Raw genomic sequence first — 22,500 nt, 5'->3', positions numbered from 1 at the left:
GCGCCGGCATCACATTTCGATCAGCTCGAACGAGCAGGCGAGCTCGCACCCGAAGATCTTGCCGACACTCTCGGCCATGGTGCGCAGGAACGTGTCCGGGTCTGCCATCACGCCGCGCAACCCGGCGAGGTACGTTTCGTGCGCCTGCAGCGACTCCACAGCCTTGTCGAACGTGTCGGTGATGTCCACCGCGTGCGAGGCGTTCGGCGAGCTGTTCGCCGCCACCCAGCGCACCCCGTCCCAGGGTTCGAGCTCCTGCTCGAGCAGCTCGGGAAACACCCACCGGTTGCCCGCGTCCCGGACCGCGTCGATCGTCGCGGCCCCCACGTTGCGGTGGTCGGCCATGTTCTGGAACCCGCCCGGCCAGGTCTCCCGGTGATTGGTCGTGATCACCAGCTCCGGCTGATGACGCCTGATCGCCGTGGCGATGTCCTTGCGCAGCTCGAGGGAGTGCTCGATCACCCCGTCCGGGTGTTCGAGGAACTCGACCTTGTCGACGCCGACGACGGCCGCACTGGCCAGCTGCTCCCGCTCACGTAGCGGGCCTGCCTCGGACGGTTCCATGCTGTCGATCCCCGCCTCACCCCGCGTCGCCAGCAGGTAGACGACCTCGCGCCCCTCCTCGGTCCAGCGAGCGATCGCGCCGGAGGCCCCGTACTCGAGGTCGTCCGGGTGTGCGACGACGGCCAGCGCCTTGTTCCAGTCCGTCGGCATCGCGGCAAGTTCGGTCACGTACGGCCACCTCCATGACATCGGCACCGGTTCCCGGTGCGACACTGCACATCGACGAGTATGTCAGGCGCCCGATCGGACCGTGTGGCTGACAACGACTTCCCGCCGCCCGGCCCGACCTGGCCCCGAACCGGCCCGAATCGCCCCCTACCGACACTGCCGCCGAGATGCCGAGACGAGGAGTGTGCCGCCGTGAACGACCCGGCCGGCCAGCCGGAGCCCGCAGACCCGACACACCCTGCGGAGCACGTCTTCGCCTGGCTCGACGACGAGGCGGAGCGCCGCTCGCAGGCCGGCCTGGTTCGCCGCCTACGCCCCCGTTCGGCCACGGCGGAGGAGATCGATCTCGCCGGGAACGACTATCTCGGGCTCGCACGGGACAAGCGGGTCACCAGCGCGGCCGCGGCCGCCGCTCTGCGCTGGGGCGCAGGCGCCACCGGGTCGCGGCTGGTGACCGGTACCACCGAGCTGCACGCCGAGCTGGAACACGCGCTCGCCCGGTTCTGCGGTGCGGAGGCGGCCCTGGTGTTCTCCTCAGGGTTCACCGCCAACCTCGGCGCCATCACCACGCTCTCCGGCCGCGAGTCGGCCATCGTGACAGACAACTACATCCACGCCTCACTCATCGAGGGCTGCCGCCTCTCCCGCGCGGATGTCGCCGCCGTGGCGCACAGCGATCCCGAAGCGGTCGCGCACGCGCTGCGCACCCGGCGACACTCCCGCGCGATGGTGGTGACCGACTCGGTGTTCTCCGTGGACGGGGACAAGGCACCGTTGCCCGAGCTCTCCGCCGCCTGCCGGGAGCACGGCGCCGGGATGATCGTCGACGACGCGCACGGTATCGGCGTGCTCGGCGAGGGTGGTCGTGGCGCGGTGCACGAGGCCGGGCTGACCGCGGAGCCGGACGTCGTCACCACGATCACGCTGTCCAAGGCGCTCGGCGCACAAGGTGGCGCGGTGCTGGGGCCGCGTCGCGTCATCCGGCACCTCGTCGACACCGCGCGCAGCTTCATCTTCGACACCGGCCTGGCGCCGTCCAGCGCCGGAGCCGCGCTTGCGGCCCTGGGAATCCTGCGCGACGAACCTCAGCGCGCCACCCGTGTCCTGGACGTCGCCGCCGAGCTCGTCACCCGCCTGCGTGCCGCAGGCCTGAGCACGAGCGACCCCGACGCGGCAGTCGTCTCGGTACACGCACCATCACCCGAGCACGCCGTCGCCTGGGCCACGCGCTGCGCCGAGAAGGGTGTCCGCGTCGGCTGCTTCCGGCCCCCCTCCGTTCCCGACGGCGTCTCCCGGCTGCGCCTGACCGCACGTGCCGACCTCACCAGCACCGACCTGGACGCGTGCGTCGATGCCATCACGATGACCGCTCCCCAGGACGCCGCATCGTGATGTGCGGGATGCCGTCCTCGTCGTAGGGCTCACCCTCGGCGACGAACCCGAACCTTGCGTAGAAGCCGGTGGCGTACCGCTGCGACGACAGCACCACATCGACGGGGCCGACGTGATCGAGTGCAGCGGCAGTCAACCGCGCACCGACGCCCTCGCCCCGGGCATCCCGGCGCGTGCACACCCGGCCGATCCGCCACTGCCCGCCGTCCTCGAGGACGCGAAGGCAGCCGCGTACGCCGTCGTCGTCTGCGACCCAGAAGTGTGTCGTGCCCGGCAGCAGGTCCTTGCCATCCAGCTCGGCATAGGCGCACTCCTGTTCGACGACGAACACGTTCACGCGCAAGGACAGCAACTCGTAGAGGCGCGCGGCATCCAGGTCCGGTCCCGCGGCGCACTGCGGCTCGCTCATGCCACGTTCGTAGCAGAGTGGCACTCACCCACCGAGAATCGGTAGACCCCCCGGCTCGTGGTCGTCGTTGCGGCCACTGCCCTCGATGGCGTCGGTGAACGCGCTCACGTCGGTGTACACGCCCGGCTTGCCTGAGCGACCGCAACCCTCACCCCAGGAGACGATCCCGATCAGCGTGTCATCGACCATCAGCGGTCCCCCCGAGTCGCCCTGGCAGGCATCCACCCCACCCTCGGGATAGCCCGCACAGACCATGGTCTCCGGGTCGTAGTCGTCGTAGGCCTCGTCGCATGCGCTGTCCGGACGCACCGGAACCTCCGCGCTACGCAGATCCGTCGACCTGGTCCCGCCTTCGCTGGTACGCCCCCAGCCGTAGACCTCGGCTATCGTGCCTTCCGAGTAGACGTCGTGCTGGCCGGACCGCGCCACACGCGCCGACTCGTACGGAATCCGCCGCTCCAGCGTCAGCACGGCGATATCGGAGCCTTCCCGCACGGACCGGTAGTCCTCCGGGATCCACACGCGCTCGACGTCGCTGTCCATCCCGTTGCTGTCACGGGTGTCCTGCCGGCCTGCCACCACCGAGTACCTGTGGCGCGGCACGTTCGCCACGCAGTGCGCTGCCGTCAGTACCGTTCGATCGTCGATCAGCGTTCCACCGCAGTACTGCGTTCCGCCACTGTCCTCGAGGTAGACCACGTACGGGTGATCAGACACGCTGGCCCTGTCACCGCCCACAATGAACGGTTGCGCTCCGGCGTGATTCGCCGTCGCCGACGCGGTCGTCCCTCCGAACGCACCGAACACGCCGACGGTTCCGAGTACTGCGGCAGCGATCATGCTGGATACGAGCTTGCTTCTTGCCCGCACGACATCTCCTCGAACTGGATTCGCACTCCTGTTGCGGCCGGCCACACGCACCGGAGCCCGCCCTCGTGCACACGGCGACCGCCCGATGACCCTATCGACTCATACCCCGTTCCGCTGTCACTGAACTGGGTGTACTTGGGTGCCGTTCGCGCGGGGACACCATTGTCCCGCGCAGCACCACGAGCGGCGAGGCCGGACGGCGCACCTTCCCCGGCGTGTCGCTGCGGGTGGTCGAACGTGTGTGCGATATCATGGTGGTGTGTCGGAGTTCGTGCAGGTGGTTGGTCCGGCTGGGGTGATGTTCGTCCCGGCCGGGCAGGCGCCTGCGGTCGCGTTCACTCCCGAGGAGCAGGCCGAGATCCGGTGCCGCACCTTCACCGGGCAGCAGGTCGCCGACCTGGATGCCGAGCAGGTGATCGAGACGCTGGCCGCGGCCCGCCGGATCCGGGCGCACACCGATGCGATCGAGGCCCACGCCCTGGCCCGCCTCGACCAGCTGCGCGGTAGTGACCGGTACGTGGCCGATGAGGCCGCGCTCGAACTGCGGGTCTCGCGGCATACGGCGGCGCTGCGGCTGCACCGGGCGCGCCAGCTCACCGCCCGCATGCCGCGGGTGTTGGCGGCGATGGAAGCCGGCCAGATCGAAGCCCACGCCGCGGGACGCATCACCGAGGCGACCGACACGGTGGAGGACGAGCAGGCCCGCGCAGTGGACGAGCAGCTCGCCGAGAAACTCGAATCCGGGCGGGTGAGCCCCACGAATCCGGCCAACCTGGCCCGCGCCGCCCGCAGGCTCGTCGAACAGGCCGACCCCGACGGGCAGGCCGCCCGCGCCCGGCAGGCCCGTGCAGGCCGGAAGGTCGAGTTGCTGCCCGGGGAGGACGGGTTATCCACCCTGACGGCGGAGTTGCCTGCCGAGGTGGCGGCTTCGGCGTATGCCCGCATCGACGCGCTCGCCCGCAAGCAACGTCACCGGGGCGATGCGCGCACCCTGGACCAGCTGCGCGCCGACATCCACGCCAACCTCCTGCTGGGCCACGACCCCGAGGTGAGTGTGCCGGAGGCGGCGGCGACCGTGTTCCTGCACATGCCCATCGACACCGCACTCGGCATCAGCGACACCGGCTGCGACCTCTCCGGCTACGGCCCCCTCCCCGCACCCATCGCCCGCCACATCCTGGCCAGCGAGAACAGCGTGTGGCGCAAAGTCCTCACCGACCCCGCCAACGGCGCCGTGCTCGACGTGGGCCGCAGGCGCTACCGGCCCACCACCGCCATCCGCGACCTGGTGGCCGTCCGCGACACAGAATGCACCACACCCGGCTGCCACCGGCCCGCCCAGCACAGCGACTACGACCACCTGCACAGCTGGCACCACAACGGAACCACCACCCACACCAACGGCGGAGCCAAATGCCGCCGACACCACCGGCTGAAGGATCACCCCCAGTGGACCCTCCACCACAACCCCACCACCGGCACCAGCAGCATCACCACCCCCACCCGACGGCACTACACCGAGCACCGGCGCCCACCCGCCGCACCACCCGAACCAACCCCATCGGACACCCCCACCGACCGCACAACCAGCGGCACCGACCCACCCGGCGACCCACCCTTCTGACAACCGCGCGCAGTCGCGAAGCACAGGCCCGTGCACCGAGCTGATTACCCAGCGTTCGCCGGACGGGCACCGGACGCTACGGCAGCTTCCAGTCGAGAGGGTCGGCACCCTGCTCCTCGAGCAGCGCGTTCGTCCGGCTGAACGGGCGGGAGCCGAAGAAGCCGTAGTGCGCGGACATCGGGCTCGGGTGCGGCGACTCGACGCACCTGACCGCACTCGACTCCTGCTGGAGCAACGGTTTCAGGTTGCGGGCGTTGCGCCCCCACAGGATCGCCACCAGCGGCTTGTCCCGGGCGGCGAGCGCCCGGATGGCCTGCTCGGTGACCTCCTCCCAGCCCTTGCCCTGGTGCGAGTTCGGCTTGCCCGCACGCACCGTCAACGCCCTGTTCAGCAGCAGCACGCCCCGCTCGGACCACGGCGAGAGATCGCCCGTGCTCGGCGTCGGGTAGCCCAGATCGTCACGGTACTCCTGGAAGATGTTGACCAGGCTCTTCGGCAGGGGCCGGACATCCGGCGCGACCGAGAACGACAGACCCACCGGGTGGCCCGGCGTGGGGTACGGATCCTGGCCGACGATCAGTGCGCGCACGTCCTCGAACGGCTGCTGGAAGGCGCGGAGCACGTTCTCCCCCGCTGGGAGGTACTCGCGTCCCTGCGCGATCTCGGTACGCAGGAACTCGCCCATCGCCGCGATACGGTCGGCCACCGGAGCGAGCGCCTCAGCCCATCCTGCTTCCACGATCTCGGGTAACGGTCGCGCTGACATGGCTACGCAGCCTAGCGCCTTCACTCGACCACGAGAGGAACCACCGGCGATTCCTCACCGGACAGCGGTATCTGGTGCCGCTGCACCAGGTACGAGGCCACGTCCCTGAACAGCGGTGCCGCGGAGCTGCCCTCCGGCAACGTCGTGTCCGGCGCGTCCAGCATGATCGCGATCACGAACTGGGGGTCGTCCGCGGGGACGATACCGGCGAAGTTGATGTTGTACTTCGAGTCCGAGTACGACCCGGTCGCCGGGTCGACCTGTTGTGCCGAACCAGTCTTGCCGGAGATCTGATACCCGTCGATGTCCGCCTTCGGTGCCGTACCGCTGTTCTGACCGTCGCCCTCCTGGACCGTGGCACGCAGCATGTCCACCACCGTCTCGGCGGTGTCCGCGCTGACGACCCGGCTGGACTCCGGGTCCGGTTCCGGGACGCGCGTGCCGTCCGGCTTCTCGGTGGCCCGCACGATGCTCGGCTCCACACGGATGCCGTCGTTGGCCAACGCCTGGTACATACTCGCCATCTGCACGACCGTCATGGACAGGCCCTGACCGATCGGCAAGTTGCCGAAGGTGGTGCCGGACCACTGCTCGCGTGGCGGCACGTAACCGGCGCTCTCCCCCGGCAGGCCGATCCCGGTCCGCTGTCCCAGGCCGAATCGCTCCACGGTCTCTGCGAAGACGTCCGGGCCGAGCTCCCGGGCGAGCAGCAGTGTCCCGACGTTGGACGACTTGGCGAAGATCCCCGTCGTGGTCATGCCGAGCGTGCCGTGCGACCACGCGTCCCGCACCGTGTGATCGGCGACCCGGATCGACCCGGGAACGGAATGGACATCGTCGGGGTCGGTGATGCCGTTCTCGATCGCGGCCGCGGCTGTGACGACCTTGTTGACCGACCCCGGTTCGAACGGTATCGTCACCGCGTCGTTGCGCAGCTGGTCCTCGCTGACGTCGCCGAACTCGTTGGGGTCGAAGGTGGAGTCGTTGGCCAGCGCGTACACTTCGGCCGTCTCGGCGTCCATGATGACCGCGCTGCCACCGTCGGCTTTCGTACGCGAGACGTAGTCGGACAGTCGCTGCTGCAGGTCGTGTTGCACATCGGAGTCCAGGGTCAGGTGCAGGTCCGATCCCGGGACGGCGGGCCGCACGTCCCGCTCGCTGCCGGGGATCACCACCGCACGATCCCCCTGCCGGGTGTCCACGACCTGCTGGCCGGGCCGGCCCGCGAGGTCGTTGTCCCGCGCGCTCTCCAACCCGACCAGCCCGCGCAGGTTGTGCTTGGAGACGTCCTCGTCCTCCATGCGCCAGTTGGCGTACCCGATCACGTTCGAACCGAGACGACCGCCCGGGTATTCCCGGTGGGCCCGCTTCTCCTCGGCGATCTCCGGGTAGCGTTCGGTGATCTCGTCGGCTACCGACGGCGGGACCTTGTCGACGAGGTAGGTGAAGTCGGCGGGCTTGCGGAACCGGGCGAGCAGCTCCTGCTCGGATGTCAGCTCCGGCACCTGCTCGGCGATGTACTCCGAGATCTCCTCGATACGCGCGTCGAAGTCCATATCGGACTCGGGGTTGTCCCTGAGATGCTCGGTCCATTCCCGCCGCATGTTCCGGAGGTTGACCTGCAGGGTCCGCGTCTCGACGCTGAAGGCGAGCTCGATCCCGTCCCTGTCGTAGATCGCACCCCGCTCCGCTGGGATGTCCATCACGGTGGTGCGCTGACGCTCGGCCCGCGCGGAAAGCGCCTCGGCTTCGAAGGCCTGCACGTGTACCAGCTTCAACCCCGCGAAGCTGAGCACGACGACCAGGAGGATGCTCACCCCCTGGAAGCGGCTCATACTCCCCACCCGGGACGCACCCGAACCGACGCGACGTCGCAGCGGGACACGGCGGGACCGCGAGCGCGTACCGCCGACCCGCTTGGTCGTCACCTTCCTGGGTGCGTTTTTGGCGCGGCCGCTCCGCGCACCGCGGCCTCGCGCTCCACCCGGGCTCCTGCCGCCACGCATCATTACCCTCCGGTCCCGCCTTGCTGGGCCGCTCCACCCCCGGAGGAGTCCACGACTTCGGGATCACCGAACAGCCGGGTCTCGCCGTCCGGCTCCACGATGATGCGCGCCGGGTCACCGGACGGCACCATGCCCAGCTCGCGGGCGCGTTCGGCGAGCGAGGCGGCGGACTCCTGCCGGGTCACCTCACGTTGCAGTCGCTCGACGCGCTCCGCGAGACTCGCGTTCTCGGCCCGCACGGTCTCGAGCCGGTAGGAGTCCGCGATGGCCTGTGTGGACAGCCACAACGTCAACCCGAGTCCGGCTGTCAGCAGTCCCATCATGGTGAGCACGAAGGCGCTCCGGGACTTCGGGAGACACCGTTTCAGCAGCGCGACCACGGCGCCGCGCTCGGTCAGCTGCGTGATACGCATCGCGGGTGCGCCTGCGCCTCTGTCCAGCAGCGCTGTCGAGCGCTGTGCCCGCCGCGCGTATGCCTTCTCGGCGGCACTGCGGCGGCTACCGGAAGCCGGGGCGCTGCGCTTCGACGCCGGGGCGCTCGTCGCCGACTTCGACGTGGTGCGCGGCGCCGTGGAACGCGGCGCCGTAGCGCGACGTCCGGTGCGCACACCTGCGCGGGTACGCGTGGCGGCACGCTGCGTCGACCGCCTCGCCGACCCGCTGCCCTTCCCCGTCCGGCTCTTGCGTCGGGTGTCGCTGGTGCGTGCACGAGACCGTGCCGGTGCTGTCACGAGACCACCTCCCGATACCTGCTCATGCCGCCTCAGCGATCCGCTCCGCCGCGCGTAAACGCACGGAGCCCGACCGTGGGTTGCGTTCGACCTCGTCCTGCGAAGCCTGCTCCGCACCCCGGGTGAGCAGGCGCAGCTGCGGGCCGTGCCCGGCGAGCTCCACCGGAAGCCCTTCCGGGGTACGCGACTTCGCCCGCTCCACGAGGGCCTTCTTGACCATGCGGTCCTCGAGCGAGTGATAGGACAGCGCGACGAACCGGCCGCCGACCGCGAGCCGATCCAGCGCAGCGGGCAACGCCCCGCGCAGCGCGTCCAGCTCACCGTTGACCTCGATGCGCAGCGCCTGGAACGTGCGTTTCGCGGGGTGCCCACCTGTGCGCCTGCTCGCCGCAGGCACCGCTTCGGTGAGTAGCCGCACCAGGCGGGCGCTCGTGGTGAACGGTTCCTTCTGCCGCGCGGAGACCACCGCCTTCGCGATCCGGTGCGCGAACCGCTCCTCCCCGTACGAGCGCAGGATCCCGGCCAGCTCCCCTGCGGAGTACGTATTGAGCACGTCCGCGGCCGTCGGGCCCGTACCGGGGTTCATGCGCATGTCCAGCTCCGCGTCGCGGGCGTAGCTGAAACCCCGCTCGTGCTGGTCGAGCTGCATGGACGAGACACCGAGATCGAACAACACCCCCTGCACGCGCGCGATCCCGAGCTCGGTGAGCACCTCGGCGAGCGCATCGAAGACCGCATGCGTCAGCCGCACCCGGTCCCCGTACTTGGCCAGCCGTTCCCGGCAGTGCCGCAGCGCGTCCTGGTCACGGTCGAGCCCGATCAACGTCAGCGCGGGGTGCGCAGCCAGCAACGCCTCGGCATGACCACCCAGCCCGACCGTCGCGTCGACCATCACCGCATCCGGTCCGGACAGCGCGGGGGCGAGCAGTGTGAGCACGCGATCGAGCTGAACGGGCTCGTGCACGGGCACACCCGGGTCGTCGGCGTGCTCGTGCGGCGTCTCGCCGGTAGCCATCACACAGCCCCCTTCCTGCTGCGTCCGGCGTCTCGCCCGCACCACTCGGGAGCAGGCGGCACGACTTGCTGACTCGGATACCGCGTCTCGCGACAGCTGTGACGGATCGGCAGATGCCGTCAGGTCCCCGCCCGCTCCTCCGCGAACCTGGTGCCGGGGAAGTTGCACCAGGGTCATACGAGCGGACAGAGGCCTCACCGCATCCGCCTGCGAACCGAACCGCTCGGGCCGCGAACCCTCACCCCCCGACGGTGCGGGTGCGCTGCCCGGGCACTCAGCCCGTACTCCTGCGCCCGGCGCGGTCAGAACACACCAGGCAGCACCTCCTCCTGCGCCTTCGCGTAGCTGTCTTCGTGCTCCTCCAAGTAGTCCTGCCAGGCCTGGGCGTCCCAGATCTCCAACCTGGTGATCGCGCCGATGACCACGCACTCCTTGGTCAACCCGGCATACCGTCGCAGTTCAGGGGCAATGGCGATGCGACCTTGCGCGTCAGGGCGTTGCTCGTCCGTACCGGCGAACAGGTAGCGCTGGTAGGCCCGCACCGTCTCGTTCGTGAACGGAGCCTCGGCCACCTTGCGCGCCATCTGCTCGAACTCACCTCGGGGGAACACGTACAGGCAGTGGTCTTGCCCCTTCGTGACCATCAACCCACCTGCCAAGTCGTCCCGGTACTTCGCGGGCAGCGCCAGCCGCCCCTTGTCGTCGAGCTTGGGCGTGTGGGTGCCCAGGAACACGGCTCCCACCTCCCTACCGATCCGCGCCCTGAAGGATCGGCCACAGGGCTCCCATTCGCCCCACTGATCACCACCATACCCCACGAGTCACCACAGTCAACGTGGAAAGTCCCGCGTCGCGCGGACGGGTGTACCTGTTTCACCAGCTCACAGGGACTATCCCGGCGTGGGGGCAAGTGGGGAGCATCGCGTGGCGCGTCCGTCACCTTGACAGGAGGTACCGCGCGTGTGAATGGCACACAGGCGTCACGAAACGCCCGAACGGCACCGAACACGCCTGCAGGGCGGCGCCGGGCACGACGCTCGACACGGAGTGGGGAAGCGTGGGGAGCTCCGGCCCGCCCGCTACGACCCGACGCACGGCTCGGCGAACCCGACAACGGTCTGACACACTCATGGGGACGGGGGTCGTCGCCGCGGCATGCGGAAGCGAGAATGGGCTCTCGTCCGGTCGCCCGTACGTGTTGAACCACAATCACCGCACCGGTGTTGGTCACCTGGAGGTTGCGTGACGTCACGAGCCCAGTCCTCATCGCTGGCATCGACCACGAGCCCGAGCTCGGTGGCGCAGCCACACTCGAACGGCGCGACGGCGTCCAACGGCGCACACACAGCGACCACGACCCGGCAGGAGCGGGCTGCCACGCACACCCCGTTCGATACCGCCAAGGGCACCCGTGCCGACCACCACGTCGCCGGGTTCGCCGAGCTGCACGAGACCGTCGCCAAGATCGCCAGCAACATCGAGCGGGTCCTCGTCGGCAAGTCCGAGGTCGTACGCATCGCGATGGTGACGCTGCTGTCCGAGGGGCACCTCCTGGTCGAGGACGTCCCCGGGGTCGGCAAGACCTCCCTGGCCAAGGCGCTCGCACGGTCCATCGACTGCCCGGTCAGCAGGGTCCAGTTCACGCCGGACCTGCTGCCGAGCGACATCACCGGCGTGTCCATCTACAACAGGGAGACCAGCCAGTTCGAGTTCCGGCCGGGGCCGGTGTTCGCCAACATCGTTGTCGGAGACGAGATCAACCGCGCCTCCCCGAAGACACAGTCGGCGCTGCTGGAGTGTATGGAGGAACACCAGGCGACCGTGGACACGACCACCTACCACCTCGACCGCCCGTTCATGGTCATCGCGACGCAGAACCCTGTCGAGATGGAAGGCACCTACGCGCTACCGGAGGCCCAGCGGGACCGGTTCAGCGCCCGCGTGTCCATCGGCTACCCGGATCAGCAGGCCGAACTGGCCATGATCGACGAACACGCCGGACACGACCCGCTCGGTGAGCTACAGCCGGTCTCGGACGCCCGTCACGTACAGGCGATGGCCGAGACCGTGCGGCGCGTACACATCGCGGCGGAGCTGCGCCAGTACGCGGTGGAGCTGATCACCGCCACCCGGCACGCCGCCGAGGTCCGTCTCGGCGCCTCTCCCCGCGCGACCCTGCACCTGGTGCGCGCCGCCCGCGCGCAAGCAGCGCTGTCCGGCCGCGAGTACGTCGTTCCCGACGACATCCACGCGGTGGTCATACCGGTGCTTGCGCATCGGCTCGTGCTGACGACCGAGGCACAGGCGTCCCGGCAGACCGACGTCGACATCGTCCGCGCCGTGCTGCAACGCGTACCCGTACCGCGCGGAGCGCGATAACCGTGCTGGCGACGCTGCGACAGTACCTCCGCGCGAGCACTCGTGCGCTGCTGGGACTGACCACACGCGGACGGTGCCTGCTCGCCGCCGGCGTCGCAGCCGCCGTGTGCGCGTGGGTGCTCAACGAACGGGAGCTGCTGCGCGTAGCGACGTTCATCATCGCGCTGCCCCTGCTTGCCGTGCTGTTCCTGGCACTGCCACGCGTACGGATCCGCGCCGAACGGCTCGTACGCCCGGACAGGATCCCCGTGGGAGCCGAGTGCGCGGTGCGGTTGAGGCTGTGGCGCAGCGGCAGGCTTCCCCCCGTCCACACCGTCCTCACCGACGGCGTCCCCTACCAGCTCGGCTCGCGCCCGCGATTCGTCGTCGAACGCCTGCCGCGGGGACGCGTCGTCGAGCTCACCTACCCGCTACGGCCCGCGCTGCGCGGGGTGCACCGGATCACCGACCTGAGTGCGACGATGTCCGACCCGTTCGGGTTGTGCGAGCTCGACCACGACCTGCTCACGGCTTCGCCACTGACCGTCGTCCCCCGCACCGTGGAACTCACCGGCCTTCCGTTCGGCGCCGGTAACGAGTCCCACTACCAGGGTGCGGCCGCACGGGTGAGCGGCATGGGCGACCCGGACTCGATCGTGCGGCAGTACCGGCACGGTGACGACATGCGCCGTGTCCACTGGCCTTCCACGGCACGCCGGGACGAGTTGATGGTCCGGCTGGAGGAACGACCCCGGCAGGGACGTTCCACCGTCCTGCTGGACCGCCGCGCCGCGGCACACGCGGGAACCGGTCCAGCGAGCAGTGTGGAGTGGGCCGTGTCGTTCGCGGCGAGCACCGGCCTGCAGCTCCGACGTTCCGGTCGCGGGGTCCGGCTGATCACCGAGGACACCGTGCCGCTGGTGGACGTACCCTCTGGCGGCACCCCGGAGCACGACGAGCTCATCCTGGACAAGCTCGCGGCCGTGCAGCAGTCACACGAGCGCGATATCGGCGCGAGGGCGAGCCTCACGGACGGCGGCGCGCTCATCGCCGTACTCGGCAGCCTCTCCGACGAGGCCGTGCATCAGCTGTGCCGCGCGCACACCGGTGCTGGGCCGGCCGTGGCCGTCCTGCTCGACACCCCGTCCTGGTCCGGTGCCGCGCACCGCGAGACGGTTCCGGCAGAGCAGTCGGCACGCCTGTTCCGCGCCTCCGGATGGGCGACATGCGTGGTCGACTCCACCACGACCATCCCCGGTGCCTGGGCGGAGCTGTGCCGGTCGGCCCCGGGACGCCCGGTATCGGCGGGGGCACGATGACCGAGGCACATCCCGGCAACGCCGGCCCTGCCAGCCGCCGCTCGGCCGCAGTACGCGCAGCGCTGCCGGCAAGCGGGCTCGCCGCGGCGGCCACTATCGCATCCGCGACCGCGCTGACCAGCGTGATCGCCGGGCTCTCATGGCTGGTGCCGATCGCGGTGGCTGTCCTTCTCGTGGCGGGGACGGGATCGGCCGCCCGCCTGCTCGGGTTGCCTGCCGTCGTCGTCGGGCCCTGCCAGCTCATCGTCCTGTTGCTCGGTGTGACCGCGATGTTCGCCGAGCACGGCATCGCGGTGGCGGTGCCGGGACCGGCCGCTCTCGACGAGCTGCACACCCTGCTGCTCACGGCAGGCGAGGAGATCCGCACCGGTACACCCCCGATCGGCGCGAGCGGCCCGATCGTGTTGCTGACCACGCTGGCGGTCGGAGTCGTCGCGGTACTCGTCGACACGCTCGCCGTCCCGGCGAAGGCACCTGCCGCGGCCGGTCTCGCGCTGCTGTGCATCTACGCCATCCCGGCGTCGCTGTCGAACCAGATGCTGCCGTGGTGGTCGTTCGTGCTCGGCGCGACGGCCTTCGCGGCCCTGATCACGGTGCACGGCAGCCACCGGAGATGGCAGACCTTCCACCGCCACAGGTCCGCACGCGAGGCCGTCGCCGCGGCAGCACCGGTGCCTGTCACGCTGATGTCGCTCGCCGTGGTGCTCGGGCTCGTCTCCGGGGTCACCGTCACCTCCATCGGCACGGTCGGCCAGCTTCCCAGCGGCTCGGACGAGCAGGGCGGCGTGTCGTCCGGGATGGGGATCACCCCGTTCACGTCGTTGCGCGGCATGCTCAACCACGACGAGGAGCGGGAGATGTTCCGCGTTCGCGGGCTCGAGGACGACCGGCAGCTCATGCGCGCGTTCACATTGGACACCTACCGCCCCGACGAGGGCTGGTCCCTCGCCGACCGGGACTCGCTCCCTGCCGGCCTGCCCGCCACCGAACCCTTGCCCGTCCCCGGAGGGGCCAGCCGCAGCCCGGACACCGAGATCACCATTCAGCCGGTCGGGTGGGAGGACGTGTGGCTCCCGGTCTACGGTGAGCCGAGCAGCATCGACGGGATCGACGACCGGTGGCACTACGACACGATGAGCGGCACGGTCTTCAGCGAGCACCGGGAACGCCCGCCCACCTACTCGATCACGACCTCGCTGCGCGATGCCCGACCGGCCGAGCTACGCGCGGCGGAGCCGGACCCCGGAGCTCCCGCGAGCGTCTACACCGAGGTCGACGACGTGGACCCGCGCGTCGCCGAGCTCGCAGAGGAGGTCACCGCTGGCGAGGAGTCGACGTTCGACCAGGCTGCGGCTCTGTGGCGGTACTTCACCGAGGACGGCCGCTTCACGTACGACACGAGCACGGCACCGCCTTCCGAGGAAGCCGCGAACGACGCACTCGCAGACTTCGTCCTGTTCGGCAGGACCGGTTTCTGCGAGCAGTTCGCCTCGTCCATGGCCGTCATGCTGCGCGCGATCGACATCCCCGCCCGGGTCGCCGTCGGGTTCACCTCCGGCGAGAAGCAGGGCGAGCACCGCTCCATCACCTCACGGGACGCGCACGCCTGGGTCGAGGTGTACTTCGGTGAGCAGCACGGGTGGATGCCCTTCGACCCGACTCCGCTGGACGACGGCCGCAGCACCACGCCCCTCTACCTGGAGGGCCAGCGGGACTCGTCAGGCCGGGAGGACGACGCCGCGGCGCAGGGACCGCAGGAGCGCGACGGGAACACCGACGACCAGGCGGCGGCGCCGCCCGAGGACAGCACGACCGCAGGCAACCGGGTCGACGCGGGCTCCCTCCCGACCGGAGCGCCGCCGACCTGGTCACAGTGGCTCGCCGGTGTGTCGCTGGCACTGGCCACAGCACTCGGGTGTGCCGCGGTCCTCGCGGCACGCAGCACATCCAGGCTGCGCCGTCGGCCGGACGGGGTCCGCCCCGGTGCCCGGTACCTCTCCCTTGCCGCGCCGTGGCTTCCCGTCGGGGCGGCAGCCTGCGGTGTCCTCGGTCTGGCCATGCTGAGCTGGCAGCTGTCCGGCTGGCTCGCCTGGCTCGTGGCGGTGCTCGCGGGTGGCGCCGTAGCGCCGTGGTTGCTACGCGAGATCGGCCGCAGGCGCAGGCTACATACCCTGCTGAGCAGGCGGGCCGACGCCGCGGACGCCGCGTGGCAGGAGCTGATCGCGGAGTGCGCCGACCGCCGTATCCCGATCGGGATCGCGGACACCGTACGGGACGCTGCCCTGCGGATGGGCGAGGGCGGACGTCTCGGAGCCGATGGTCAGCAGCAACTACACGCCGTCGTCACGTGCCTGGAACGGTCCTGGTACGGCCCGGCCGGTGAGACGAGCGGCGACCTCGCAGCTGCGTACGAACGGTTGCGGGCGAGCCTGGCGAGCGCCGCTCCGGTGGACATGGCAGGCCGGTTGTTCCCGCGGTCGGTGGTCGGGTTCTAGCCCAGGGGCCTCCGGCGTGCGGGCGAACCCGCCTTGCTCGGCCTCGCTCGGTTCCGGGCGGCAGAGGGGTAGCCAGCTGCTCGCGGTGTCGTGAGTAAGCGTGATCAAGTGTGCGTGTTCGTGAGCGGATGAGGTTGGCCGGGGTTGGCGGGGCTGTCCGGGTGTGTTATCAGCAACGCGGTCGTGGTCGCGGAGGTGGTCAGTGGGGTCGGGCTGAGTGGGGAGGGTCGAGGATGCGGCGCATTCTGTCGGGCCCTTGTGTCATGATGATCGTCGTGGGATACGGGGACCGGTTGGCCCGCTTGGGGCTGTGGTGTCGGGCGGTGGTCGTCGCCGGGGATGGTGCTGGCGGCCGCCATGCGCGTGGGGCGGGCTGATGTCGTGGTTGGAGGTGCCTGACGGGTGGATCGTGCAGGCGTACCGCTATGCCCTGGACCCTTCGTCGCGGCAACGGCGGGCTCTGCTCGGGCATGTGAGTGCGGCCCGGTTCTGTTTCAACGACATGCTCGCGCTGGTGAAGGCAGTCCTGGACCAGCGGGCGGCGGAACGCAGCTACGGTGTCGCCGATGCCGATCTAACCCCGCCACTGGGGTGGTCGCTGCCTGCTCTGCGGCGTGCGTGGAACGCCCGCAAGCACGAGGTGGCGCCGTGGTGGAGCGAGTACTCCAAGGAGGCGTACAACACCGGTCTGGATGCGCTGTCTCGTGCCCTGGACGCGTGGTCTGCGTCGCGGGCGGGTGAGCGGGCAGGTGGTGTAGTCGGGTTTCCGCGGTTCAAGGCCCGTGCCCGGTCGCGGGCATCGGTGCGGTTCACCACCGGCACGATCCGGGTGGAGCCTGACAGGCATCACGTCACGCTACCGCGGTTGGGCCGGATCAGGACGCACGAGTCAACTCGCAAGCTCGCCCGGCGGATCGAGGCGGGCACTGCCCGTATTCTGTCGGCCACCGTGACTCGTGACAGTGCGGGTCGGTGGTACTGCTCGTTGCAGACCCTCGTTCGGCGACAGGTCACTCCTGCACCGAACGCCGGCACCGCACCGCATCGGGTGGTCGGTGTGGATGTCGGAGTCAGTGACCTGCTTGTGGCAGCGACCCCGGACGGCACCGAAACCATGCGGGTGCCGGCGCCGAAGTCACTTGCGGAGGCGCAGGCGCGGTTGCGGGTTCTGGGCCGCAGGTCCGCGCGCCAGCACGGCCCTTATGGCCCCGCGACCCGTCGGAAGCAGCGGCCGTCGCAGCGGTGGCGCCGCACACAGTCCCGTATCGGCAAGGCCCACGCTCGGGCCGTGAACCTCCGGCGCGACGTACTGCACAAGGCCACGACAGCGCTCGCCCGGCACCACGAAGTGATCGTGGTTGAAACGTTGAACGCAGCCGGAATGCGACGCAACGGCGGGGTTCGGACACGTGGCCTGAACCGTGCGCTCGCCGACGCCGCGCTCGCCGAGATCAGACGCATGCTCGGCTACAAGATGCGCTGGTACGGCTCCACCCTGGTGGAGGCCGACCGTTGGTACCCATCATCCAAGACCTGTTCGGCGTGTGGCGGGCGAAAGCCAAGCCTGGCCCTCGCCGAGCGGACCTACGTGTGCGAACACTGCGGCATGGTCCTCGACCGGGATCGAAATGCCGCGATCAACCTCGCCCGACTCCACGAGACCCGGCCGGGTGAACGGGGTCCCGCCGACAGTGGGTCGGTGGCAGGACGTGGAGCCACCCAGAAGACCAGCCCCGCGCAAGCGGGGAAGGCAGGAGGCCGTGAAGCGTCAACCCCGCACAGCCACACGGTTGATCAGACGGGGACCGCCGCTCCGCAAGGAGCGGCTGTCTAACCATGAGCACTCACACTCGCTCACAAGAAGGCAACGGTCAGCGGTCGTCGAACCGGTGCTTGAAGCGCTGCTCCATGCGCTGGGCGAACGAGCCACGCGAGGACTTGGACTTGCCCTCGTCCTTGCCGTCCGCGCCGTCGTCCGGCGCGACCTGGGGAGTACGCAGCGAGGCCAGCGCCACCACCACGCCGACGAACATCATCAGGAAGCCGAACACGCTCAGGTACGGCACCTCGGCGAGGCGAAGATCGAGCATGACACCGAGCGGCAGTAGCGCCGCACCGACGAGAAAGAGAGCGACTCCCAGGATCCGCTTACGGCGGTTCGGCCGCTGCATCCGGTTTCCGCGCACGCTCGATGCGAACTTCGGATCCTCGTCATACAGGGCCTGCTCGATCTGCTCGAGCATACGCTGCTCATGCTCGGAGAGTGGCATGTGTCCTCAACCTCCCGCAGCATGTCGCGCACGCCGCGCGGCGCAACTCGACGGATCCTGTCATTCACCAGCACTGCCTGGTGTCACTCTCCAGGATACGAGCACCTGGCGTACGCGACTACCCTAGCCGGCATTACACGTGTGTAGATTTCGTACCGAGCGTGGCAGTCCCCACGGCGGGTCAGCCGGATCCCTCGGAACTCTCCGGTGGTAGCAAGGACGCCGGATACACCGCCCCCGCACCGAACCTGGATCGTGCGCCGTCCGCGGCGACCTCGGCATCCCGCCACCGCGGCACATCGCTGGTGAAGCTTAACTGTTCGCCGTCGTCCTCGCTCACCAGCCCCTCCACTCGTACTCCGAGCAGCCTCACCAGGGCATTCGACGGGGTGTGCTGGATGAACAGCGCGCGAGCGCAGCCGTGGATCTCCCGCGAGACGTCTGTCGGCTCCACCAACGAACGCGATCGAGTGATCGTGGTGAAGTCCGCGAACCGCACCTTGATACTCACCGTTCTCGCGCGGATCCGCTTGGCGCGTATCCCCGCCGCGACTTTCTCCGACAGGCGCAGCAGCTCGCGGTACAGCACGTCCGGATCGTCCTGATCGGTGTCGAACGTGTGCTCCGCCCCGAAGGACTTCTCCACCGAGTCCGGCGTCACGGGCCGGGGATCGTGCCCCGACGCGAGCGCGTGCATCTGCTCGGCAGCGGCGACCCCGACCGCCCGCTTCAGCCGCGACACGGGGGTCGCCGCCACATCGCCGATCGTGCTGATACCCGCCCGTTCCAGCGCGGCGCGGGTGCGCCCACCGACCCCCCACAGCGCCGAGACCGGCAGCGGATGCAAGAAGTCGAGCACCTCGGAGCTCGGCACGACGACCGTCCCGTCCGGCTTGGCAAGCCCGGAGGCCAGCTTCGCCAGGAACTTCACCGGAGCGATCCCGACCGAGCAGGTGATCCCGAACTCCGCCACGACCCGCGCACGGATGTCCGCCGCGATCCCGGCAGGCGTGCTGTTCAGCCTGCGTAGCGCACCACTGACGTCGAGAAACGCCTCATCGAGGCTCAGCGGTTCGACCTGCGGGGTGAGCTCCCGGAACACGGCCATCACCCCGGCGGAGACCTCACTGTAGGCGCCACGCGTCGGTGTCAGGAAGGTCGCGCGCGGGCACAGCCTGCGGGCCTGCGCGACCGGCATCGCCGAGCGGATCCCGTACTCACGCGCCGGGTAGTTCGCCGACATCACCACCGAGCGCGGGCTCGAACCGGCCACAACGACCGGCTCCGCGACAAGCTCCGGATACGCGCGCAGCTCCACGGCCGCGAAGAAGGCATCCATATCGACATGCAGCACGCCGCATCCGGTGTCGTCCGGGAGCGGTCCGGCGTCGTCGCCTCCCCGCGGCAGGCGGAAACGGGAGGACTGCCCGTGCAGCTCCGAGCTTCGGCCCATCTGCTCACCCCGCGTTCATTCTCCCCGCGATCCCGCCGCGCGGCGAGCGACCACGTGGAGCCTGCTCGCGATGTCGCGCAGCGGCGGGGAAGCGGCCGCGGCGCGTTCGAACTCGGCGAGCTCGACGTCGGCCGAGTCGTGTGCCGAGTCGGACACCACTGCCTCACCCTGCAGCAGCACGATGTCCAGGCCCGCCGAGCGGTGCAGCTCGCGCAACCCGTCGACATCGAACCGCCGCTGCACGGTGTCCCCGTCGTCGGCGAGCACCCCGGTCGCCGATGCCTGCAACTCGCGTGCCTCGCCGAACTTCCCGGCGAGTGCCCGGTGCAGGATCGCTGCGTACTTGTTGGCCACCAGCACCGAGACGGCACCCTCGACCGACACGGTCGCGGCCACGGCCGCGAGCGTGGCCGCGGGGTCGTCGACGACCTCGAGCAGCCCGTGCGCGAGCACCAGGTCGGCGCTACCCGGCGGGACCTCCTCGGCGAGCGCGTCCGAGTCGTTCGCCACGACGGTGATCCGGTCACGTACGCCGACTTCCTCGGCACGCCGCTGCAAGGTCGCGATCGCGTTCGGGTTCGGCTCGACCACCGTGATCATACACCCCTGCAGGGCGAACGGAACGGCCCACACACCGCTGCCGCCACCTACGTCGACGACGAGGGGCTCGCTACGCCCCCGGGCACGCGCCCGGTCGAGCTCCGCCTCGAGGGCGTGCCCGACGGCGCTCGTTCCGAATGCAGTCGAGGTCTCGTTTCGCATGGCCTCTCACCGTTACCTGTTCCTGTGGACGGTACGCGCATCCGAGGCACCGTCACCTCGCCGCGCCGGGTATCTCGTGTACATGCCGATTCTCACCCGGCCTTCCGGGTCATTGCGTCGATCGTGTCATGCCGTGCGACGACACGCGTGACATCCCGATGAGCGCGTCGAACACATCGAGGTCACCGTCCCCTCACCGCGGCCGATCCCGAATCACCGTGCCAGATGTGCCACCACGGGCGGTGCGTACGCCCATGAACGGATACGCTCGTCACCGTGCAGACCGTGGCGGTACTCAGCCTGAAGGGCGGCGTCGGGAAGACGACCGTGGCGTTGGGGCTTGCCTCGGCCGCGCTTCGCAGGGGCAGCCGCGCCCTGGTCGTCGACCTCGACCCGCAGTGCAATGCCACCGCGACGCTCGACCCGCGGGACGTCTCCTACACCCTGGCCGATGTCCTCGCCACCCCGCGGCCGCCGGTGTTGCAGCAGGCGATCGCCACCAGTTCATGGAGCGAGGACCTCGACGTCCTCGCGGGCTCGGAGGACGTCGAGGCGCTCAACGAACCGTCACCGAACGCGCGCACCCTCGGCAGCCTGGCCCGGGCGCTCGCGGTGCTGGAGAACACCCCGCTCGAACGGCAGTACGACCTGATCATTCTGGACTGCCCCCCGTCGCTCGGCAGGCTCACCCGGTCCGCCCTGACGGCCTCGCACGGAGCGCTGCTGGTCACCGAGCCCACGATGTATGCCGTATCGGGCGCGCGCAGGGCCTTCGAGGCGATCGAGAACACCCGTACCGAACACAACCCGGAGCTGCGCGCGCTGGGGGTGCTGGTCAACAAGTTCCGCAACCGCTCCCAGGAGCACCACTACCGCATCCAGGAACTGCGTGAAGGCTTCGGCCCGCTTGTGATGCCGGTCGCCCTGCCCGACAGGCTCGCCGTGCAGCAGGCATCGGGCGCGTGCACAGCGATCCACGAATGGCAGACGCCTGGCGGGCGGGAGATCGCCCTGGCTTTCAACCTGGTGCTGGCACGTATCCTCCGTTCCTCCCGGCGGGGCAGGCACCACCTCCAGCCGCCGTCGGGCGAGGGCGACCCCGCCGAGTTCGACGGCGTCGAGGGAGATCTCGCCGGTACCGACGGCGACGTGCCCGGCTCCGCAGGGGCCGACGGTGCGGTCGCCGACCAGGAGGGGGCCGACAGGACAGGCACCGGCTCCGCATCGGCATGATGGACGGCGTGCTGTTCCGCTCGCTCATCCGCCCCGCGCTGTACCAGCTCGCCGGCAGGGACCCCGAGGTCGTGCACGACCGCACCCTCGCGGTACTGGCCGGGCTGAGTAAGGCCTCCCCGCTACTGGCCGGGCTGCGCCGTGTCTACGCCGTGGACGCGCCCGTGACCGTGTGCGGCATGCGCTTTCCGAACCCGGTCGGCCTGGCCGCCGGCATGGACAAGGACGGGCGTGCCCTGCACGCCTGGCCCGCCCTGGGCTTCGGGTTCGTCGAGGTCGGTACCGTGACCAGGCTCGCGCAGCGGGGCAACCCGAGGCCGCGGCTGTTCCAGCTGCCCCGCAGCGGGGCGGTGATCAACCGCATGGGGTTCAACAACGCGGGCGCCGAGGCGCTCGCCGAGCGGTTGGCGACCTCGGGTAAGCCCGCGGTCCCGCTGGGCATCAGCATCGGCAAGTCCAAGGTCGCCGATCTGGACCGTGCCGTGGAGGACTACACGGCGTCGCTGCGCGCGCTGCACGGTTACGCGGACTACATCGCCGTGAACGTCAGCTCGCCCAACACGCCCGGCCTGCGGCGGCTCCAGGACAGGGGCGCGCTCGCCGAGCTGCTCGGCGAGCTGCACGCCGAAGCAGGCAGGCTGGCACGATCCGGGGAAAGGCAACGCACCCCCGTGCTGGTCAAGGTTGCCCCGGACCTGACGGAGGACGCTCTCACCGAGCTGCTCGACGTCTGCTCCGAGCACGGCGTGGCCGGCCTCATCGCCACCAACACCACCCTGGCGCGCGACGGCCTGCACCCGGCCGAGACACGGACCGGTGCCGAGCCGGGCGGGCTGTCCGGGGCGCCGCTGGCCGCCCGGGCACGGCAGGTCGTACGCTTCCTGCACCACCAGTCCGCAGGCGAGGTACCCATCATCGGTGCCGGCGGTATCGCCTCTCCGGACGACGCGCTGCGCATGCTTGACGCTGGAGCCAGCCTCGTCCAGCTCTACAGCGGGTTCGTCTACTCGGGTCCCGCCCTGGTGCGCGGCATCAACACCACCATCGCGCGCAACCGTTGAGACA

General features: G+C 70.0%; 19 protein-coding genes. 8 read left to right on the top strand and 11 right to left on the bottom strand.

Going from position 1 to position 22,500, the window contains the following annotated elements; all coding sequences use genetic code 11:
• Nucleotides 1-9 precede the first annotated feature (9 nt).
• Nucleotides 10-714 (bottom strand): PIG-L deacetylase family protein, encoded by a 705-nt coding sequence (locus CHB84_RS07110; RefSeq protein WP_425432285.1) that lies wholly within the window; start codon nucleotides 712-714, stop codon nucleotides 10-12.
• A gap of 210 nt (nucleotides 715-924) precedes the next feature.
• On the opposite strand from CHB84_RS07110, the gene CHB84_RS07105 reads away from it, so the two are divergent.
• Complete coding sequence (locus CHB84_RS07105; RefSeq protein ID WP_245818603.1) at nucleotides 925-2,124, top strand: 8-amino-7-oxononanoate synthase; 1,200 nt, start codon at nucleotides 925-927, stop codon at nucleotides 2,122-2,124.
• On the opposite strand, the gene CHB84_RS07100 is transcribed toward CHB84_RS07105, so the two are convergent.
• Nucleotides 2,090-2,533 carry a GNAT family N-acetyltransferase gene (locus tag CHB84_RS07100; RefSeq protein WP_089300827.1) on the bottom strand — a complete coding sequence of 148 codons (444 nt, stop codon included), beginning with the start codon at nucleotides 2,531-2,533 and terminating at the stop codon, nucleotides 2,090-2,092. The two genes, CHB84_RS07105 and CHB84_RS07100, sit on opposite strands and share 35 nt — an antisense overlap.
• A gap of 24 nt (nucleotides 2,534-2,557) precedes the next feature.
• Nucleotides 2,558-3,403 carry a serine protease gene (locus tag CHB84_RS07095; protein ID WP_245818602.1) on the bottom strand — a complete coding sequence of 282 codons (846 nt, stop codon included), beginning with the start codon at nucleotides 3,401-3,403 and terminating at the stop codon, nucleotides 2,558-2,560.
• 259 nt (nucleotides 3,404-3,662) lie between these two features.
• On the opposite strand from CHB84_RS07095, the gene CHB84_RS07090 reads away from it, so the two are divergent.
• Complete coding sequence (locus CHB84_RS07090) at nucleotides 3,663-5,027, top strand: HNH endonuclease signature motif containing protein (protein WP_089300708.1); 1,365 nt, start codon at nucleotides 3,663-3,665, stop codon at nucleotides 5,025-5,027.
• Nucleotides 5,028-5,103: 76 nt separating this feature from the next.
• Here the strand turns inward: CHB84_RS07090 and CHB84_RS07085 are convergent, their stop codons facing one another.
• From CHB84_RS07085 to mraZ, 5 genes are all read right to left on the bottom strand, one after another.
• Entirely contained in the window at nucleotides 5,104-5,793 is a 690-nt protein-coding gene (locus CHB84_RS07085; RefSeq protein WP_089300707.1) for a uracil-DNA glycosylase, read from the bottom strand.
• Between the two features lie 20 nt (nucleotides 5,794-5,813).
• Nucleotides 5,814-7,802, bottom strand: a complete 1,989-nt coding sequence (locus CHB84_RS07080) for a peptidoglycan D,D-transpeptidase FtsI family protein (RefSeq protein WP_425432283.1) — start codon at nucleotides 7,800-7,802, stop codon at nucleotides 5,814-5,816.
• Nucleotides 7,802-8,407: a cell division protein FtsL gene (gene ftsL, locus CHB84_RS07075; protein WP_141134602.1), complete on the bottom strand. Its 606-nt coding sequence runs from the start codon at nucleotides 8,405-8,407 to the stop codon at nucleotides 7,802-7,804. The genes CHB84_RS07080 and ftsL overlap by 1 nt, the downstream gene beginning before the upstream one ends.
• 145 nt (nucleotides 8,408-8,552) lie before the next feature.
• On the bottom strand, nucleotides 8,553-9,545 hold the full coding sequence (gene rsmH / locus CHB84_RS07070; protein ID WP_245818600.1) for a 16S rRNA (cytosine(1402)-N(4))-methyltransferase RsmH: 993 nt from the start codon (nucleotides 9,543-9,545) through the stop codon (nucleotides 8,553-8,555).
• Between the two features lie 302 nt (nucleotides 9,546-9,847).
• Nucleotides 9,848-10,279 carry a division/cell wall cluster transcriptional repressor MraZ gene (mraZ, locus tag CHB84_RS07065; RefSeq protein ID WP_089300703.1) on the bottom strand — a complete coding sequence of 144 codons (432 nt, stop codon included), beginning with the start codon at nucleotides 10,277-10,279 and terminating at the stop codon, nucleotides 9,848-9,850.
• A gap of 709 nt (nucleotides 10,280-10,988) precedes the next feature.
• On the opposite strand from mraZ, the gene CHB84_RS07060 reads away from it, so the two are divergent.
• From CHB84_RS07060 to tnpB, 4 genes are all read left to right on the top strand, one after another.
• Complete coding sequence (locus CHB84_RS07060) at nucleotides 10,989-11,924, top strand: AAA family ATPase (protein WP_089300825.1); 936 nt, start codon at nucleotides 10,989-10,991, stop codon at nucleotides 11,922-11,924.
• A 2-nt stretch (nucleotides 11,925-11,926) separates the two neighbouring features.
• On the top strand, nucleotides 11,927-13,222 hold the full coding sequence (locus CHB84_RS07055; protein ID WP_245818599.1) for a DUF58 domain-containing protein: 1,296 nt from the start codon (nucleotides 11,927-11,929) through the stop codon (nucleotides 13,220-13,222).
• Nucleotides 13,219-15,717 carry a transglutaminase TgpA family protein gene (locus CHB84_RS07050; RefSeq protein WP_089300823.1) on the top strand — a complete coding sequence of 833 codons (2,499 nt, stop codon included), beginning with the start codon at nucleotides 13,219-13,221 and terminating at the stop codon, nucleotides 15,715-15,717. Before CHB84_RS07055 ends, CHB84_RS07050 begins: the two co-directional genes overlap by 4 nt.
• A 376-nt stretch (nucleotides 15,718-16,093) precedes the next feature.
• Complete coding sequence (gene tnpB, locus CHB84_RS07045) at nucleotides 16,094-17,551, top strand: IS607 family element RNA-guided endonuclease TnpB (protein WP_089300702.1); 1,458 nt, start codon at nucleotides 16,094-16,096, stop codon at nucleotides 17,549-17,551.
• Nucleotides 17,552-17,588: 37 nt separating this feature from the next.
• Here the strand turns inward: tnpB and CHB84_RS07040 are convergent, their stop codons facing one another.
• The 3 genes from CHB84_RS07040 to CHB84_RS07030 form a co-directional block, all read right to left on the bottom strand.
• The gene (locus CHB84_RS07040; RefSeq protein ID WP_089300701.1) at nucleotides 17,589-17,987 is read right to left on the bottom strand and encodes a DUF3040 domain-containing protein; all 399 of its coding nucleotides are present in this window, start codon (nucleotides 17,985-17,987) and stop codon (nucleotides 17,589-17,591) included.
• A 181-nt stretch (nucleotides 17,988-18,168) separates the two neighbouring features.
• Nucleotides 18,169-19,440 (bottom strand): DNA polymerase IV, encoded by a 1,272-nt coding sequence (gene dinB / locus CHB84_RS07035; RefSeq protein ID WP_089300700.1) that lies wholly within the window; start codon nucleotides 19,438-19,440, stop codon nucleotides 18,169-18,171.
• 15 nt (nucleotides 19,441-19,455) lie between these two features.
• Nucleotides 19,456-20,202: a methyltransferase domain-containing protein gene (locus tag CHB84_RS07030; RefSeq protein WP_089300699.1), complete on the bottom strand. Its 747-nt coding sequence runs from the start codon at nucleotides 20,200-20,202 to the stop codon at nucleotides 19,456-19,458.
• Nucleotides 20,203-20,478: 276 nt separating this feature from the next.
• Here CHB84_RS07030 and CHB84_RS07025 point away from each other — a divergent pair, with 276 nt between their 5' ends.
• Both CHB84_RS07025 and CHB84_RS07020 read left to right on the top strand, forming a co-directional pair.
• Nucleotides 20,479-21,435: a ParA family protein gene (locus CHB84_RS07025; RefSeq protein ID WP_089300698.1), complete on the top strand. Its 957-nt coding sequence runs from the start codon at nucleotides 20,479-20,481 to the stop codon at nucleotides 21,433-21,435.
• Nucleotides 21,436-21,443: 8 nt separating this feature from the next.
• Nucleotides 21,444-22,496 carry a quinone-dependent dihydroorotate dehydrogenase gene (locus CHB84_RS07020; RefSeq protein WP_089300822.1) on the top strand — a complete coding sequence of 351 codons (1,053 nt, stop codon included), beginning with the start codon at nucleotides 21,444-21,446 and terminating at the stop codon, nucleotides 22,494-22,496.
• Nucleotides 22,497-22,500 lie beyond the last annotated feature (4 nt).

Origin of the sequence: Haloechinothrix alba (assembly GCF_900188115.1) — a bacterium.
Taxonomy (GTDB): domain Bacteria; phylum Actinomycetota; class Actinomycetes; order Mycobacteriales; family Pseudonocardiaceae; genus Haloechinothrix; species Haloechinothrix alba.
This window is presented reverse-complemented; position numbering and strand designations above follow the sequence as displayed.